Origin of the sequence: Pseudomonas azadiae, from assembly GCF_019145355.1 — a bacterium.
In the GTDB taxonomy this organism is placed as follows: domain Bacteria; phylum Pseudomonadota; class Gammaproteobacteria; order Pseudomonadales; family Pseudomonadaceae; genus Aquipseudomonas; species Aquipseudomonas azadiae.
The window spans coordinates 1098749-1112902 of sequence record NZ_JAHSTY010000001.1; the positions used below are offsets into that span (position 1 = coordinate 1098749).

Genomic DNA, 14154 nt, shown 5'->3' on the forward strand with positions numbered 1-14154 from the left:
CTACCAACGAAAACGCAGTTGGGCCTGAGGCTCAGGCGCAGCAGTTGGCTGAGCGCCATCCGCCAACGGCTGTTGAACCGGCGCCTCACCGGCAGGAATCTCCTGCAACTTGGCCAGGCTCAACTGGGTACGCAACTGATCGGCACTGCCGTTGACGCGATACACAATGCGATCGCCCTCCACCCGCTGCGGCTGACCGCCGAAGGGTTCGAGCAGATGGCCCAGCGCGGCATAGCGCTCAAGGGTCATGCCCTGCACTTCCAGCAACTGTTCGGCGCTCACGCCAGGCTTGACTGCAAAGCGCGGTGCCAGTTTCTGGCTGACCGCCAGCATCACCGCGTCCGCCACGGCGCCCGTGTCGGCACCTTGCGCGGTGCCCTGCTCGCTTTTGTCGCCCAACCACAGGCGCCATTTGGCCTGCCATTGGCTGCCTTCCTGGCGCGCGTGCACGGCCAGCAAGGCGTCGGCACCGTAGCGCTCGGAGGCGGCGCGCAATGGCGTGGCATCAGCACTTTCCAGGTTCGGTGCGGTGGCGACTACCTGCTCATCCAGGTCGCCCAGCGGCAGGCGCAGCGGCAAGCCACGGTGTTGCGCCGCCCGACGCAGCGCCTGCGCGACGGTCTGGCCATCGCCGACCAGGCTGCTGCCTTCGGTGGAGTCGTTCAGCCACCAGCTGAGGATTGACGGCCGGTTGCTGCCCCAGATCGACAAGCCTGCTTCACGCAGCACACGATCAGTGCTCACCGGATCGAAATCAACTTGCAGACTTTCCGGCGGGCCGGCGTCATAGCCGTATTGCGTGATGATTTGCTGCGGGTCTTTACGGACCGCCGCCAGGCCCGGGCCCTCGGCCGCCTTGGCATCGCCGGTCAGGCGTATCACCAGGGTCTGCACGGCGCGTTGGGTGGCCTGGTCGCGCTCTTGCGCAGACTGGCTGCCGACCGGTTCGAGTACTTGATACAGGCCATTGAGTGTTTCGGCATGACTCGCCAGGCTGACCAATGACAAGCAGCCTACAAAGAAGAATTTACACAGACGCATGGAAGATTCCCGAACGACAAATTTAGCGGCTGGATCAGACCGCGTGGACTCGGTTTGGCAGGGCTGTGACCACAGCAACCGGCAAAACACTCACGGGTCCCGGTAGTTTTGGTACTGTCATAACGATAGCGAGTTAAAGGCTATACCTTAATACGTGCCAAAGCCGAGCCGATCAGCATTTTTTTAACCGGCTTTTTTACCGATATGCCCCTGCCCGTCGGCCCGAGGATGGCCGCTGCCCCTCAAGCCTGATAAAATCGCGCGCCTTCGCAGACCGTCAACGGCTGGGCCTTTTACCAAAAGCGCCTGCCCGCCCGGTCGTTACCCAGAAATCCCCCCTAAAGGCCTGGATCATGAGCAAGCAACCCTCCCTGAGCTACAAGGACGCCGGTGTAGACATCGACGCCGGTGAAGCATTGGTCGAACGCATCAAGAGCGTCGCCAAGCGCACTGCGCGCCCCGAAGTCATGGGCGGCCTGGGCGGTTTTGGCGCCCTCTGCGAAATCCCGGCCGGCTACAAGCAGCCTGTGCTGGTGTCCGGCACCGACGGCGTGGGCACCAAGCTGCGCCTGGCGCTGAACCTGAACAAGCACGACACCATCGGCATCGACCTGGTCGCCATGTGCGTCAACGACCTGGTGGTGTGCGGCGCCGAGCCGTTGTTCTTCCTCGACTACTATGCCACCGGCAAGCTGAACGTCGACACCGCGGCGCAAGTAGTGACCGGCATCGGTGCCGGCTGCGAGCTGTCGGGTTGCTCCCTGGTGGGCGGCGAAACCGCTGAAATGCCAGGCATGTACGAGGGCGAAGACTACGACCTGGCCGGCTTCTGCGTCGGCGTCGTGGAAAAAGCCGAGATCATCGACGGCTCCAAGGTAGCCGCCGGTGACGCGCTGCTGGCCCTGCCATCCTCCGGCCCGCACTCCAACGGTTACTCGCTGATCCGCAAGATCATCGAAGTGTCCGGTGCCGACATCGAGAACACCCAACTCGACGGCAAGCCACTGGCCGACCTGCTCATGGCCCCGACCCGTATCTACGTCAAGCCGTTGCTCAAGCTGATCAAGGACACCGGAGCGGTCAAGGCCATGGCCCACATCACGGGCGGCGGCCTGCTGGACAACATCCCGCGCGTGCTGCCAAAAGGCGCCCAGGCGATCGTCGACGTGGCCAGCTGGCAGCGTCCTGCGGTATTCGACTGGCTGCAAGAGAAAGGCAACGTCGACGAAACCGAAATGCACCGCGTGCTCAACTGCGGCGTGGGCATGGTCATCTGCGTGGCTCAAGAACACGTTGAAACCGCGCTGAACGTACTGCGTGAAGCCGGCGAGCAGCCTTGGGTGATCGGCCAGATCGCCAGCGCTGCCGAAGGCGCGGCCCAGGTTGAACTGAAGAACCTCAAGGCTCACTGATGTCCGCAACCTGTGATGTCGTGGTGCTGCTTTCCGGCACCGGCAGTAACTTGCAGGCCCTGATCGACAGCACGCGCACCGGCGATAGCCCGGTGCGCATCGCGGCGGTGATCTCAAACCGCAGCGACGCCTACGGCCTGCAACGCGCCAGGGACGCCGGCATCGACACCCGCTCGCTGGATCACAAGGCGTTCGAGGGCCGCGAGGCCTTCGACAGCGCCTTGATCGAACTGATCGACGCCTTCAACCCCAAACTCGTGGTACTGGCCGGTTTCATGCGCATCCTCAGCGCTGACTTCGTGCGGCATTACGAGGGGCGCCTGCTCAATATCCACCCTTCCCTGCTGCCCAAGTACAAAGGCATGCACACGCACCAGCGTGCGCTCGATGCCGGCGACCGCGAGCACGGCTGCAGCGTGCATTTTGTCACCGAGGAACTCGATGGCGGGCCTCTGGTCGTACAGGCAGTGGTTCCGGTAGAGTCCAACGACTCGGCGCAGAGCCTTGCGCAAAGGGTTCACGCCCAGGAACACAGGATTTACCCACTGGCTGTTCGCTGGTTTGCCGAGGGGCGGTTGATTCTTGGCGACCAGGGTGCATTATTGGACGGTCAGTTACTTGCGGCCAGCGGCCACTTGATTCGAACCTAGGAGATTTTATGCGTCGCGCCTTGCTCTTCGCTTTTGCGCTGTTCGCCTTGCCTGTCGTGCAAGCAGCAGATTTACATCCTTTCTCCGCCAGCTACACCGCCGACTGGAAACAGTTGCCCATGAGTGGTTCGGCAGAACGCAGCCTGACCAAAAACGGTGACGGCAGCTGGACCTTGAGTTTCAAGGCCTCCATGATGATCGCCAGCCTGACCGAAACCAGCGTGATCCTGTTCGACAAGGACTCCCTGCAACCCAAGAGCTACAGCTTCGAACGCGGTGGCCTGGGCAAGGCGAAGAAGATCAACCTGGACTTCGACCAATCCGCCAAGAAAGTCACCGGCTTTGAGAACAAGGACCCGGTCAACGTCACGCTTGAAAGCGGCATGCTCGACAAGTCGACTTACCAGCTCGCCCTGCAACGTGACGTGGCTGGCGGCAAGAAGAGCATGAGCTACCGCGTGGTCGAAGGCACTGATGTCGACACCTATGACTTCCGCGTGATTGGCCAGGAAAAGGTCCAGACCAAGGTAGGCGCCATCGACGCGATCAAGGTCGAGCGCGTGCGTGATCCGTCGCAGAGCAAGCGCATCACCCAGATGTGGTTTGCCAAGGACCAGGGCGGCATCCTGGTTGCCCTGCGCCAGGTGGAGACCGATGGCAAGGAATACAACATCATGCTGCAGGACGGTACCGTTGACGGTAAGGCTGTCAAAGGTAGCTGATTGAGCTGGTGGGTAGAAAAGGCCTCGCTGAATCAGGCTGTGTGAAAACGCAGCCTGCACCGGCCAAAAACAAATGCCCCGACTTGTCGGGGCATTTGTTTTTGCGGACTTGAAGAAAAAAAGGGCCTTTCAGCCCATCAACTCCATCAATTTCGGCACTCCCAACACGTTGATGGTCCTTTTCAGGTTGTAGGCCTGTATCGCAAGTGCCATTTCTGTCCGTGTACCTTTTAGCTGGCGCAGCAAAAACCTAGCGTTGCCGAAGGCCCATTGCTTCAAGTTGCCAAATGGGTGTTCGACGATCGATCGTCGATTGATCATCATGTCGGGATTCGCCTTCATGCGCTGTTCCATTCGTTCAAATGCTGATTCATGGGCATGGCGCGTGACGTAACGGCGTTCAGCCTTGGTACACCGGCTTTTCAGTGCGCAAGTGCCGCAGTCACTGATTGATGCGTGATAAACCCGGTCTCCCTTGTTAAGTGCTTTAAGCGTGAGCGTCTTGCCATTAGGGCATTCATAGCTGTCACCCTCTTCGCTGTAATTGAAGAGCGAGCGGTCAAAAAATTGCTCTTCGCCACCTTTGGTGTTAATCGCCCGGTTGGGCGGGACAAAGGGTGTGATACCAGCGTCTTCACACGCCTGAAATTGCGCGCCGTTGGAGTAGCCCGCATCAGCGGTGACGTTGAGCTTGGCTCGTTCCAGCACCGCTTGAGTCGCCTTGGCCATCGGTTCAAGCAGGCGATTGTCGGTACCTTCCTGAGTCACTTCGTGGTGAACAATCAGACAGTGTTTCGCATCTACCGCGCTCTGAACGTTGTAGGCAATACGCGGGCCTGAAGGTGTCCGCATTTTTTGCGCATCGGCTTCACCCACCACGTGCTGAACCAGACCTTGAGCTTGCATCAGCGCTTGGCAGGTCTGGTTATTGGCCTTTTTTACGCGCAACGTCTCAAGCGCAGTCTGTACTGCTGAGCGATCAATCGCTTGCTCTTGCTCTTGCTCACCGCGATCAGCCTCGTCAAGTTGCGCCAGGTAGTGGGCAATACGCTTGTCCAAAACCGCTTCGCGCTGCTGGAGCTTCTTGGGTGTGATGTGCTTTCGATTCGAGGCCACTGCCTGGAACTTGCTGCCATCAATGGCTATCAGGTCGCCGCGGATGAGGCCGGCCCCGCGGCAAAAACTAACAAATGCACGGCACGTGGCAACGAAGGCTGCGCTGTTGTCCCGTCGAAAATCGGCAATGGTTTTAAAGTCAGGTGCCAAGCGGCCCAGCAGCCACATAACCTCGACGTTGCGTTGACATTCAGCTTCCAGCCGACGCGAGGAACGAACCTGTTGGAAATAGCCGTAAAGGTAGAGTTTGAGCAGATCAGCCGGGTGGTATGAAGGGCGGCCGGTAGCCTTGGGGACGGCTTTGTCAAAACCCAACTGCTCAAGGTCGAGCAGAGAAATATAGGCTTCGATTACCCGAACCAAATGATCTTCGGGGATGAGTTCGTCCAGCGAGACTGGAAATAGGGTTCCTTGAGAGCGGTCTTCACCTTGGATATAGCGCATAAGAAAAATGCCCGTATCTTGCGATACGGGCATTTTCTTAAACCGGGCGGCAAATTGCTAGGTTTTCACACAGCCTGTGAATGCGGGGCTTTTTTTCGCCTGAAAGTTTTGTTGAAGCTTCTGCCGCCATCGCAGGCAAGCCAGCTCCCACAGTAGGAATGCATTCCAAGGTGGGAGCTGGCTTGCCTGCGATGGCGATGGATGCTTCACCACAGAGCTTTCACCAGCACCCCAACATGAAACTTCTGTCATAAACCGTCAAAGCCGTTTACTTAGCAAGCTATCAAAATATATAACAAAGGCCTGCGACGACTTGCCGCAGATCCACCAGAGATTGGAGCAAGCAGATGACTGTAAAAGTAACTGAACGCGACGACGAACATATGTCCCACGAAGCACTGGGCCATGGGATTCATATCTGGGATGTACACCAACAAGACCTGTTGGTCGGCATGTTTCACAACGAGAGCGACGCTCATAACTATAAAAACGAGCTCGAAGCCCTTGAGATGAGACGCCAGGCGCAAAGCTCCTGAACCTGTCTTCTACACACACAAACCCCGCCTTTTGAGCGGGGTTTGTTGTCTCTAAAGCCTTACCACATCAAATCATCAGGGATCTGGTAGGCGGCGTATGGATCATCTTCATCCGGCACCTGGCTTTCGGTCAGCAGGTTGAGCTGCACGATACGCTCCGGTGCGCGTTCCTGGATCTTCAGCGCCGCTTCGCGCGGGATCACCTCGTAGCCGCCGCCGTGGTGCACGATCGCCAGGGAGCCGTTGCTCAGCTTGTTGCGCATCAGCGTGTTGACCGACAGGCGCTTGACCTTCTTGTCATCCACAAAGTTGTAGTAGTCCTCGGTGGTGAGCTTGGGCAGGCGCGAGGTCTCGATCAGTTGCTTGACCTGCGCGGCGCGCGCCTTGGCCTCGGCTTTTTCCTGCTGCTGGCGGTTCAGCTCCTGGTCGCGCTTGACCTTCTCGGCGTGTGCCTCGGCAGCCAGGCGGGCCTGGGTGTCATCCGCCTCGATCTGGCCTTTGTGGACCAGGCGCTGCTGCTTCTGTTTGTCTTTGCCGACCTGCTTGGCCTGCTTTTGGTTGACCAGACCTGCTTTGAGCAACTGGTCGCGAAGGGAAAGGCTCATGGTGCTTACTCACTTAGGCAACTGCTCAACCGCAGCTGGACACGTTCTTTTCCTGACGTTTGGCTTCGCCCCACAGGGCGTCCAAGTCTTCGAGGGTGCAATCTTCCATGGGACGGTGGGTCTCGCGCAATGCCTGTTCGATAAATCGGAAACGTCGTTCGAATTTGGCGTTGGCGCCACGCAGCGCGGTTTCCGGGTCGACCTTGAGATGGCGAGCCAGGTTGACCGCCGCAAACAACAGGTCACCGACCTCGTCGGCGATACCCGCCGTATCGTTATTGGCCATGGCTTCGAGCACTTCATCCAGTTCTTCGCGCACGTTATCCACCACCGGCAAGGCGGACGGCCAGTCGAAACCGACCTGGCTGGCGCGCTTTTGCAATTTGGCGGCACGGGACAGGGATGGCAACGCGGTGGGCACATCATCCAGCAGGGACAGTTGCTTGGGAGCGTCGCACTTCTGCGCGCGTTCCTCGGCCTTGATCTGCTCCCAGCGTTCCTTGACCTGCTCTTCGCTCAACTGCGGGATATCCAGCGGTGCGTACAGATCGCCGGTGGGGAATACGTGGGGATGGCGACGGATCAACTTGCGCGTGATGCCGTCGACTACACCGGCGAATTCAAAGCGCCCTTCTTCACGCGCCAACTGGCTGTAGTACACCACTTGGAACAACAGGTCGCCCAACTCGCCTTGCAGGTGATCGAAATCACCCCGTTCGATGGCATCGGCCACCTCGTAGGCTTCTTCGAGGGTATGCGGCACGATGCTGGCGTAGGTTTGCTTGATGTCCCACGGGCAGCCGTATTGCGGGTCGCGCAGGCGGTTCATCAGGTGCAGCAGGTCTTCGAGTGAATACATCGGTCAATCTCTGCCCATTTCTTGGAAACGCTGAAGATCAAATGTGGGAGCCGGGCTTGCCCGCGATGCGGTCACCGCAGTGCTCAAGCCAGACCGAGGTGATGCTATCGCAGGCAAGCCAGCTCCCACAGAAAGCAGCCCCACATAGTTCCAGACTGTCTCATGGCGTACGGTTACGCCGCGTCTCAATGATGTTCGGCAACTGGGAAATCCGCCCCAGCAACCGCCCCAATGCGTCCAACCCAGGAATCTCGATGGTCAGGGACATCAACGCGGTGTTGTCCTCTTTGTTCGAGCGGGTGTTGACCGCCAGCACGTTGATCCGCTCATTGAGCAGCACTTGCGACACATCCCGCAGCAAACCGGAACGGTCGTAGGCGCGGATCACGATGTCGACCGGGTAGGTCAGCACCGGCACCGGGCCCCAGCTGACCTGGATGATCCGCTCCGGCTCGCGCCCGCCCAGTTGCAGCACCGAGGCGCAGTCCTGGCGGTGGATGCTCACGCCGCGCCCCTGGGTGATGTAGCCGACAATCGCGTCGCCCGGCAACGGCTGGCAGCAACCGGCGATTTGTGTCATCAGGTTGCCCACGCCCTGGATCTGGATGTCGCCGCGCTTGCCGGGCTTATAGCCAGTGGCCTTGCGCGGGATCAGTTCCAGCTGTTCGTTGCCGCGTTCCGGCTCGACCAGTTGCTGGGCCAGGTTGACCAGTTGCGCCAGGCGCAAATCGCCGGCGCCGAGCGCGGCGAACATGTCCTCGGCGATCTTCATGTTGGCCTTTTCGGCCAGCTTGTCGAAGTCCACCTGCGGCAGGCCCAGGCGGCCCAGTTCGCGCTCGAGCAAGGTCTTGCCGGCGGCGACGTTCTGGTCGCGCGCCTGCAATTTGAACCAATGGACAATCTTCGCCCGCGCCCGCGACGTGGTGATGTAGCCCAGGTTCGGGTTCAGCCAGTCGCGGCTCGGCGTGCCGTGCTTGCTGGTGATGATCTCGACCTGCTCGCCGGTCTGCAAGCTGTAGTTGAGCGGCACGATGCGCCCGTTGATTTTGGCGCCCCGGCAGTTGTGGCCGATCTCGGTGTGCACGCGGTAGGCAAAATCCAGCGGCGTGGCGCCCTTGGGCAAGTCGATGGCGTGGCCGTCGGGGGTGAAGATGTAGACCCGGTCCGGTTCGATATCCACCCGCAGCTGTTCGGCCAGGCCGCCGATGTCGCCGAGTTCTTCGTGCCATTCCAGCACTTGGCGCAGCCAGGAGATTTTCTCTTCGTACTGGTTGGAACCGGCCTTGACGTCGGTGCCCTTGTAGCGCCAGTGCGCACACACGCCCAGCTCGGCCTCTTCGTGCATGGCATGGGTGCGGATCTGCACTTCCAGCACTTTGCCTTCAGGCCCGATCACGGCGGTGTGCAGCGAGCGGTAGCCGTTTTCCTTGGGGTTGGCGATGTAGTCGTCAAACTCCTTGGGAATGTGCCGCCACAAGGTATGGACGATACCCAGCGCGGTGTAGCAGTCGCGCATTTCCGGCACCAGCACACGCACGGCGCGCACGTCGTAGATCTGGCTGAACGCCAGGCCCTTGCGCTGCATTTTGCGCCAGATGGAATAGATGTGTTTGGCGCGGCCGCTGATGTCGGCTTCGACGCCGGTGGCCTGCAACTCGGAACGCAGCTGGCCCATCACGTCGCTGATGAAGCGCTCACGGTCAAGCCGGCGCTCGTGCAGCAGCGTGGCAATCTGTTTGTATTGATCGGGTTCGAGGTAACGGAAGGACAAGTCCTCCAGCTCCCACTTGATATGGCCGATACCCAGGCGGTGCGCCAGCGGCGCGTAGATATCGAAGACTTCACGGGCGACGCGGTTGCGTTTCTCGTCGTCGGCGGTCTTGACCGCCCGGATTGCGCAGGTGCGCTCGGCCAGCTTGATCAGGGCGACACGTACGTCGTCGACCATCGCCACCAGCATCTTGCGCAGGTTTTCCACCTGGCCCTGGGTGCCCAGCACCATGGACTGGCGCGGGCTGAGGCTGGCGCTGATCGCGGCCATGCGCAGCACGCCGTCAATCAGCTTGGCCACGACGGAGCCGAAACGCTGGCCGACGGTGGCCAACGGGATATGCCCCTCACGCACGCCGCGATACAGCACGGCGGCGATCAGCGAATCCTGGTCCAGCTTGAGATCGGCGAGGATCTCGGCGATTTCCAACCCGGTACGAAAGCTTGAAGTGCCTTCGGCCCACAGGTTCTTGGCCGCATTGTCTTGCTGCTCAGACTCGCGAGCGAACTCGCAGGCTGCTTTCAAGGCTTCACGGTCCAGCGCCGGGTCGACGCTGATGGCATGATCCAGCCATGCCTCGAGATTGATACTGCCGTCGGTGTTGATCGGCTGGTGTGCTCTCACCTGTACCATCTTGCTTACCTTCCCTATGACGCACCTTTGGCTGCGCCAGAATTCATCGCCGACCTTCTACTGCAGGCTCCCTGGCAGATCACAGGCCCAGGAGACGGCAGGCCGGTCGGATTAAACGGGCATCCTAGCCCGCTTCAAATAACGCCATGGCCTCGACATGCGCGGTTTGCGGAAACATGTCGAGGATCCCGGCACGTTTTAGCCGGTAGCCTTGCTTGACCAACTCAACCGTGTCCCGCGCCAGCGTGGCTGGGTTGCAGGACACATACACCAGGCGCTTGGCCCCAAGGGTCGCGAGCGTACGCACAACCTCCAGGGCACCGTCACGGGGTGGGTCCAAGAGTACCGCAGAAAAGCCCTGCTTGGCCCATTGCGCGTCAGTCAAAGGCTGGGACAAATCGGCTTGAAAAAACTGCACATTATGCAAATTGTTATCGGCGGCGTTGAGGGCCGCGCGGTCCACCATGGCCTGCACGCCTTCTACCGCCACCACTTCACGCACGTGGCGTGCCAGAGGCAGGGCGAAGTTGCCCAGGCCGCAAAAAAGGTCCAGCACCCGTTCGTCGGGTTGTGGCGCCAACCATTCCAGGGCCTGGGCGACCATCGCCGCGTTAACTGCGGCATTGACCTGCACGAAATCCCCCGGCCGATAGGCCAGCGCCAGGTCCCACTGTTCCAGGCGATAACCGAGCGTCTGATCAGACTCCACCGGTTCCGGTCGCCCTTCGCCCTGCAGCCACAAGTGGGCCTCATGGAAGGCGCAAAATTCTTTGAGAATCTGCAGGTCTGCTTCCGATAACGGCGACATGTGCCGCAACAACACGGCGATCGACGTACCACTGAACAACTCCACATGCCCCAGTGCCTGAGGTTTGCTTAAGCGGCGCAGCAGGTTGGGCAGGCGTTGCATGATCGGTTGCAAGGCCTGTACCAGCACCGGGCATTCATCAATGGCGACGATGTCCTGGCTGGCCACAGCACGAAAACCGACTTCCAGATGCTTGGCCTTGGCGTCCCAACGCACGGCCACGCGGGCGCGGCGGCGGTAGCCGAATTCCGGACCGCTCAACGGCGCCGCCCACGCTTGCGGTTCGACACCGGCCACACGGGACAACTGCTCGGCCAGCATGCGCTGTTTCAGGGCGAGTTGTTCGGCATGGGGCAAATGCTGCACGCTGCAGCCGCCGCAGCGGCCAAAATGCGCACAGGGCGCCGGGCGGCGCAATTGGCTGGCCTTGAACACCCGTTCGGTGCGGGCTTCGACGATTTTGCCGTGGGCGCCCAGCACCCGCGCTTCCACCTCTTCACCGGCCAGCGCGCCATTCACGAACCAAGTGCGGCCTTCAAAGAACACGATGCCGCGACCGTCATTGGCCAGGCGTTCGATGGTCAGGCGTTGCTTCTTGCCCACCGGAATCTGCGGGGCCCGGCTGCCGCCCGTCGGTTGGAAGCGCAGGCCTCTCTCGTGCTTGGCCATCAGTTGGGTTCGTCGAAAATGCCGGTCGACAGGTAGCGGTCGCCTCGGTCACAGATGATCGCGACGATCACCGCGTTTTCCACCTCTTGGGACAAGCGCAACATACCGGCCACGGCGCCACCGGACGACACGCCGCAGAAGATGCCTTCTTCACGGGCCAGGCGGCGGGTAGTGTCTTCGGCCTCACGCTGGTCCATGTCGATGATGCGGTCCACGCGGGTCGCGTTGTAGATTCTGGGCAAATATTCTTCGGGCCAACGGCGGATACCCGGGATGGCCGCGCCTTCCATCGGTTGCAGGCCGACGATCTGCACCGCCGGGTTCTGCTCCTTGAGGTAGCGCGAGTTGCCCATGATGGTGCCGGTAGTGCCCATGGAGCTGACGAAATGGGTGATGGTGCCCTGGGTCTGGCGCCAGATTTCCGGGCCGGTGCTGGTGTAGTGCGCCTCGGGATTATCGCCGTTGGCGAACTGGTCCAACACCTGGCCACGGCCTTCGGCGGCCATGCGCTCGGCAAGATCGCGCGCGCCTTCCATGCCCTGCTCCTGGGTGACCAGGATCAGCTCGGCGCCATAGGCCGTCATCGCGGCCTTGCGCTCGGCGCTGGAGTTGTCGGGCATGATCAGGATCATCTTGTAGCCTTTGATCGCCGCGGCCATGGCCAGGGCGATCCCGGTGTTACCCGAGGTGGCTTCGATCAGCGTGTCGCCGGGCTTGATCTGCCCGCGCAACTCGGCGCGGGTGATCATCGACAATGCCGGGCGGTCTTTTACCGACCCGGCCGGGTTGTTCCCTTCAAGCTTGAGCAACAGGGTATTGCTGGTTTCACCCGCCATGCGTTGCAAGCGGACCAGGGGCGTATTGCCGACGCAATCGGCGATTGTGGGGTACTGCAAGGTCATGGCGTATTCGCAATCCAGACTGCGGGGCGCACATCATACCGGGAAAGGCCGGCGGGCCATATCACGCAAAGTGCGGTGCTTATGGCTTAAAGGAATAAGGGAGAAAGGTGGTGGCTGAGCGGACGCCATCGGGGGCAAGCCCTCTCCCACATTCGACCGCATTCTCATGCTGGAACACGGTCAACTGTGGGGGGGGGCTTGCCCCCGATGGCCGCGCCTCGATAACCCGCCTAACGCACCTGCCCGTCGCCATGATTTGTTTGAAAAACCTCCGGGCCCATCGCCGCAATCTGCCCTTCGATCAGCGCTTCGAAGGGTTTGAGCAATGGCTCGAACGAGGCTGGCGCTTCCAGCACCTGCAACGCCTGGGCGATGGCCTCCACCGTCGACAGCGCCCCTGGGCCCGGCGCCTTGCGCAGCCGGTAACGCGAAACGCCGCCGTCGGCCAACGTCACCCGTGGCAACGCCGCCAGCAGCGGATTGAGATGCAGCAGCTTGCGCGCCTTGCGCCAAGTGCCATCGGGGACTACCAGCAGTAGCGGCTGTTCGTCCGGCGCATAAGCCTGCAACGCTTGGGCATCGTCCGCCGGAAACAGCAGCCGCGCCTGATAGCCGGGTACGTTCAATAACGTCGCCAAATCCTCGAACACCTCCCCCACCACCAACTGCGCATTATTCAAGCCCAACGCTGCCAGCCGCGCGGTGTTCAGCGCATGGCCGACCTCGCTCGGATGCTGCAACAGCAACACACGGGTGCGGCTGTCGAGGCTGGGAATCAGCGCGCACAAGCAATGGCTGGCGGGGCGTTGGCAACGGACACATTGAGGTCTGGACATGGTGTTTTCAGGCCTGGTTGAGCTGGGCTTTGAGCAGATCGCGAAAGGTCTGGATCAGCGGTTCGCGGCTGCGGCCACGGCGCATGATCATCGAGAACGGCGCCTGGTAGCCAAAGGTGGCGGGCAGTAGCACGCGCAAGTCGCCCTTGTCGGCCCAGGCCTGGGCGTAGTGCTCCGGCAGGTAGCCGATGTAGGCGCCGGACAGCACCAGGATCAGTTGCGCTTCCATGCTTTCCACCGTGGCGGCGCTGTGCTTGAAGCCGTGGCGCGCCAGCTCCGCCTGGCTCCAGTAGCCGCGCCCGACCATGCGCTGCTGGGTGATCACTTGCTCGGGGATGCGCCGCTCGTTGAACAGCGGATGCCGCGTGCTGCAATACAACCAGTGCTGTTCGCGGTACAGCGGCATGTAGATCAGCCCGCTCATGCGGTTGGAAAAGGCGCCGATGGCCAGGTCCAGGCGATTGTCCTGCACGCCCAACTGCAGTTCGTAGGGGCTCATCACCGATAAATGCAGGTGCACCGCCGGGTGCTCCAGGCTGTAGGCGCCGATCACCTCGGCGAACGGCAAGGCCTTGTCGCTGACGGTGGAGTCGAGCACGCCGAGCTTGAGGGTGCCGCGCAACTCGCCCTTGAGCGCAGCGGCATATTGCTCGAAACCTTCCAACTCCCCTAAAAGACGCAGGGTTTCCTGATGAAACAGCTCGCCCTTGCTGGTCAGGCTGAAACCGCCCCGGCCGCGATGGCACAGCACCAGGCCCAGCGCCGATTCCAACTGGCTCATGTAAGTGCTGATGGCCGACGTCGACAGGTTGAGTTCGTGCTGGGCATTGGCAAACCCTTGGTGCCGCACGACGCTGACGAAGATGCGCAGGAGTTTCAGGTCGGGCAAGGCGTTGGCCATGGGTTCTCCGGATTCAACTGATGCAGCGCAATCCCTTGTGGGAGCTGGCTTGCCTGCGATTGCGGTGTGTCTGTCAGGTATCTACACAATTTTCAAAGGCTGACAAATTTCCCTGTAGTGAGCGGGCTTGTTCCGCGTTGGGTGGCGAAGCCGCCCCAATAAAGACACCGCGCAATTTCAGATAACCCACATCGCCTGGTTTGGGGCCGCTTCGCGGCCCAGCGCGGGGCGAGCCCGCTCACTACAAAG

Annotated in this window: 13 protein-coding genes; 4 read left to right on the forward strand and 9 right to left on the reverse strand. The window is 60.9% G+C overall.

Annotated elements, in window-relative coordinates; translation table 11 throughout:
* Window positions 1–1041 (reverse strand): DUF2066 domain-containing protein, encoded by a 1041-nt coding sequence (locus KVG91_RS04865; protein WP_169377828.1) that lies wholly within the window; start codon window positions 1039–1041, stop codon window positions 1–3.
* Between the two features lie 353 nt (window positions 1042–1394).
* Between KVG91_RS04865 and purM the strand changes: the two genes are divergently transcribed.
* Genes purM through KVG91_RS04880 form a run of 3 tightly spaced genes read left to right on the forward strand, consistent with a single transcriptional unit; the run spans window position 1395 to window position 3825 of the window.
* The gene (gene purM / locus KVG91_RS04870; RefSeq protein WP_076952929.1) at window positions 1395–2453 is read left to right on the forward strand and encodes a phosphoribosylformylglycinamidine cyclo-ligase; all 1059 of its coding nucleotides are present in this window, start codon (window positions 1395–1397) and stop codon (window positions 2451–2453) included.
* On the forward strand, window positions 2453–3103 hold the full coding sequence (gene purN, locus KVG91_RS04875) for a phosphoribosylglycinamide formyltransferase (protein ID WP_169377829.1): 651 nt from the start codon (window positions 2453–2455) through the stop codon (window positions 3101–3103). The genes purM and purN overlap by 1 nt, the downstream gene beginning before the upstream one ends.
* A gap of 8 nt (window positions 3104–3111) precedes the next feature.
* The gene (locus tag KVG91_RS04880) at window positions 3112–3825 is read left to right on the forward strand and encodes a DUF3108 domain-containing protein (RefSeq protein WP_169377830.1); all 714 of its coding nucleotides are present in this window, start codon (window positions 3112–3114) and stop codon (window positions 3823–3825) included.
* A gap of 129 nt (window positions 3826–3954) precedes the next feature.
* Here the strand turns inward: KVG91_RS04880 and KVG91_RS04885 are convergent, their stop codons facing one another.
* Window positions 3955–5385 carry an IS1182 family transposase gene (locus KVG91_RS04885; protein WP_217894909.1) on the reverse strand — a complete coding sequence of 477 codons (1431 nt, stop codon included), beginning with the start codon at window positions 5383–5385 and terminating at the stop codon, window positions 3955–3957.
* A 347-nt stretch (window positions 5386–5732) separates the two neighbouring features.
* On the opposite strand from KVG91_RS04885, the gene KVG91_RS04890 reads away from it, so the two are divergent.
* Window positions 5733–5921, forward strand: a complete 189-nt coding sequence (locus KVG91_RS04890; protein WP_044287624.1) for a hypothetical protein — start codon at window positions 5733–5735, stop codon at window positions 5919–5921.
* A gap of 59 nt (window positions 5922–5980) precedes the next feature.
* Here the strand turns inward: KVG91_RS04890 and KVG91_RS04895 are convergent, their stop codons facing one another.
* The 7 genes from KVG91_RS04895 to KVG91_RS04925 form a co-directional block, all read right to left on the reverse strand.
* Entirely contained in the window at window positions 5981–6526 is a 546-nt protein-coding gene (locus KVG91_RS04895) for a DUF2058 domain-containing protein (protein WP_169377832.1), read from the reverse strand.
* Window positions 6527–6551: 25 nt separating this feature from the next.
* On the reverse strand, window positions 6552–7385 hold the full coding sequence (gene mazG, locus KVG91_RS04900) for a nucleoside triphosphate pyrophosphohydrolase (RefSeq protein WP_169377833.1): 834 nt from the start codon (window positions 7383–7385) through the stop codon (window positions 6552–6554).
* 160 nt (window positions 7386–7545) lie between these two features.
* Window positions 7546–9789 (reverse strand): GTP diphosphokinase, encoded by a 2244-nt coding sequence (gene relA / locus KVG91_RS04905; protein ID WP_076952924.1) that lies wholly within the window; start codon window positions 9787–9789, stop codon window positions 7546–7548.
* A 124-nt stretch (window positions 9790–9913) separates the two neighbouring features.
* Complete coding sequence (rlmD, locus tag KVG91_RS04910; RefSeq protein WP_169377834.1) at window positions 9914–11266, reverse strand: 23S rRNA (uracil(1939)-C(5))-methyltransferase RlmD; 1353 nt, start codon at window positions 11264–11266, stop codon at window positions 9914–9916.
* Window positions 11266–12168 (reverse strand): cysteine synthase CysM, encoded by a 903-nt coding sequence (cysM, locus tag KVG91_RS04915; protein WP_169377835.1) that lies wholly within the window; start codon window positions 12166–12168, stop codon window positions 11266–11268. The genes rlmD and cysM overlap by 1 nt, the downstream gene beginning before the upstream one ends.
* Window positions 12169–12398: 230 nt before the next feature.
* The gene (locus KVG91_RS04920; protein WP_169377836.1) at window positions 12399–13004 is read right to left on the reverse strand and encodes a tRNA-uridine aminocarboxypropyltransferase; all 606 of its coding nucleotides are present in this window, start codon (window positions 13002–13004) and stop codon (window positions 12399–12401) included.
* A gap of 7 nt (window positions 13005–13011) precedes the next feature.
* Window positions 13012–13905, reverse strand: coding sequence for a LysR family transcriptional regulator (locus KVG91_RS04925; protein ID WP_017134867.1), 894 nt, complete (start codon window positions 13903–13905; stop codon window positions 13012–13014).
* Window positions 13906–14154 lie beyond the last annotated feature (249 nt).

Coding starts and splice junctions, on each gene's coding strand:
- KVG91_RS04865 (WP_169377828.1), bottom strand. CDS start 1,041: ATGCGTCTGTGTAAATTCTTCTTTGTAGGCTGCTTGTCATTGGTCAGC.
- purM (WP_076952929.1), top strand. CDS start 1,395: ATGAGCAAGCAACCCTCCCTGAGCTACAAGGACGCCGGTGTAGACATC.
- purN (WP_169377829.1), top strand. CDS start 2,453: ATGTCCGCAACCTGTGATGTCGTGGTGCTGCTTTCCGGCACCGGCAGT.
- KVG91_RS04880 (WP_169377830.1), top strand. CDS start 3,112: ATGCGTCGCGCCTTGCTCTTCGCTTTTGCGCTGTTCGCCTTGCCTGTC.
- KVG91_RS04885 (WP_217894909.1), bottom strand. CDS start 5,385: ATGCGCTATATCCAAGGTGAAGACCGCTCTCAAGGAACCCTATTTCCA.
- KVG91_RS04890 (WP_044287624.1), top strand. CDS start 5,733: ATGACTGTAAAAGTAACTGAACGCGACGACGAACATATGTCCCACGAA.
- KVG91_RS04895 (WP_169377832.1), bottom strand. CDS start 6,526: ATGAGCCTTTCCCTTCGCGACCAGTTGCTCAAAGCAGGTCTGGTCAAC.
- mazG (WP_169377833.1), bottom strand. CDS start 7,385: ATGTATTCACTCGAAGACCTGCTGCACCTGATGAACCGCCTGCGCGAC.
- relA (WP_076952924.1), bottom strand. CDS start 9,789: ATGGTACAGGTGAGAGCACACCAGCCGATCAACACCGACGGCAGTATC.
- rlmD (WP_169377834.1), bottom strand. CDS start 11,266: ATGGCCAAGCACGAGAGAGGCCTGCGCTTCCAACCGACGGGCGGCAGC.
- cysM (WP_169377835.1), bottom strand. CDS start 12,168: ATGACCTTGCAGTACCCCACAATCGCCGATTGCGTCGGCAATACGCCC.
- KVG91_RS04920 (WP_169377836.1), bottom strand. CDS start 13,004: ATGTCCAGACCTCAATGTGTCCGTTGCCAACGCCCCGCCAGCCATTGC.
- KVG91_RS04925 (WP_017134867.1), bottom strand. CDS start 13,905: ATGGCCAACGCCTTGCCCGACCTGAAACTCCTGCGCATCTTCGTCAGC.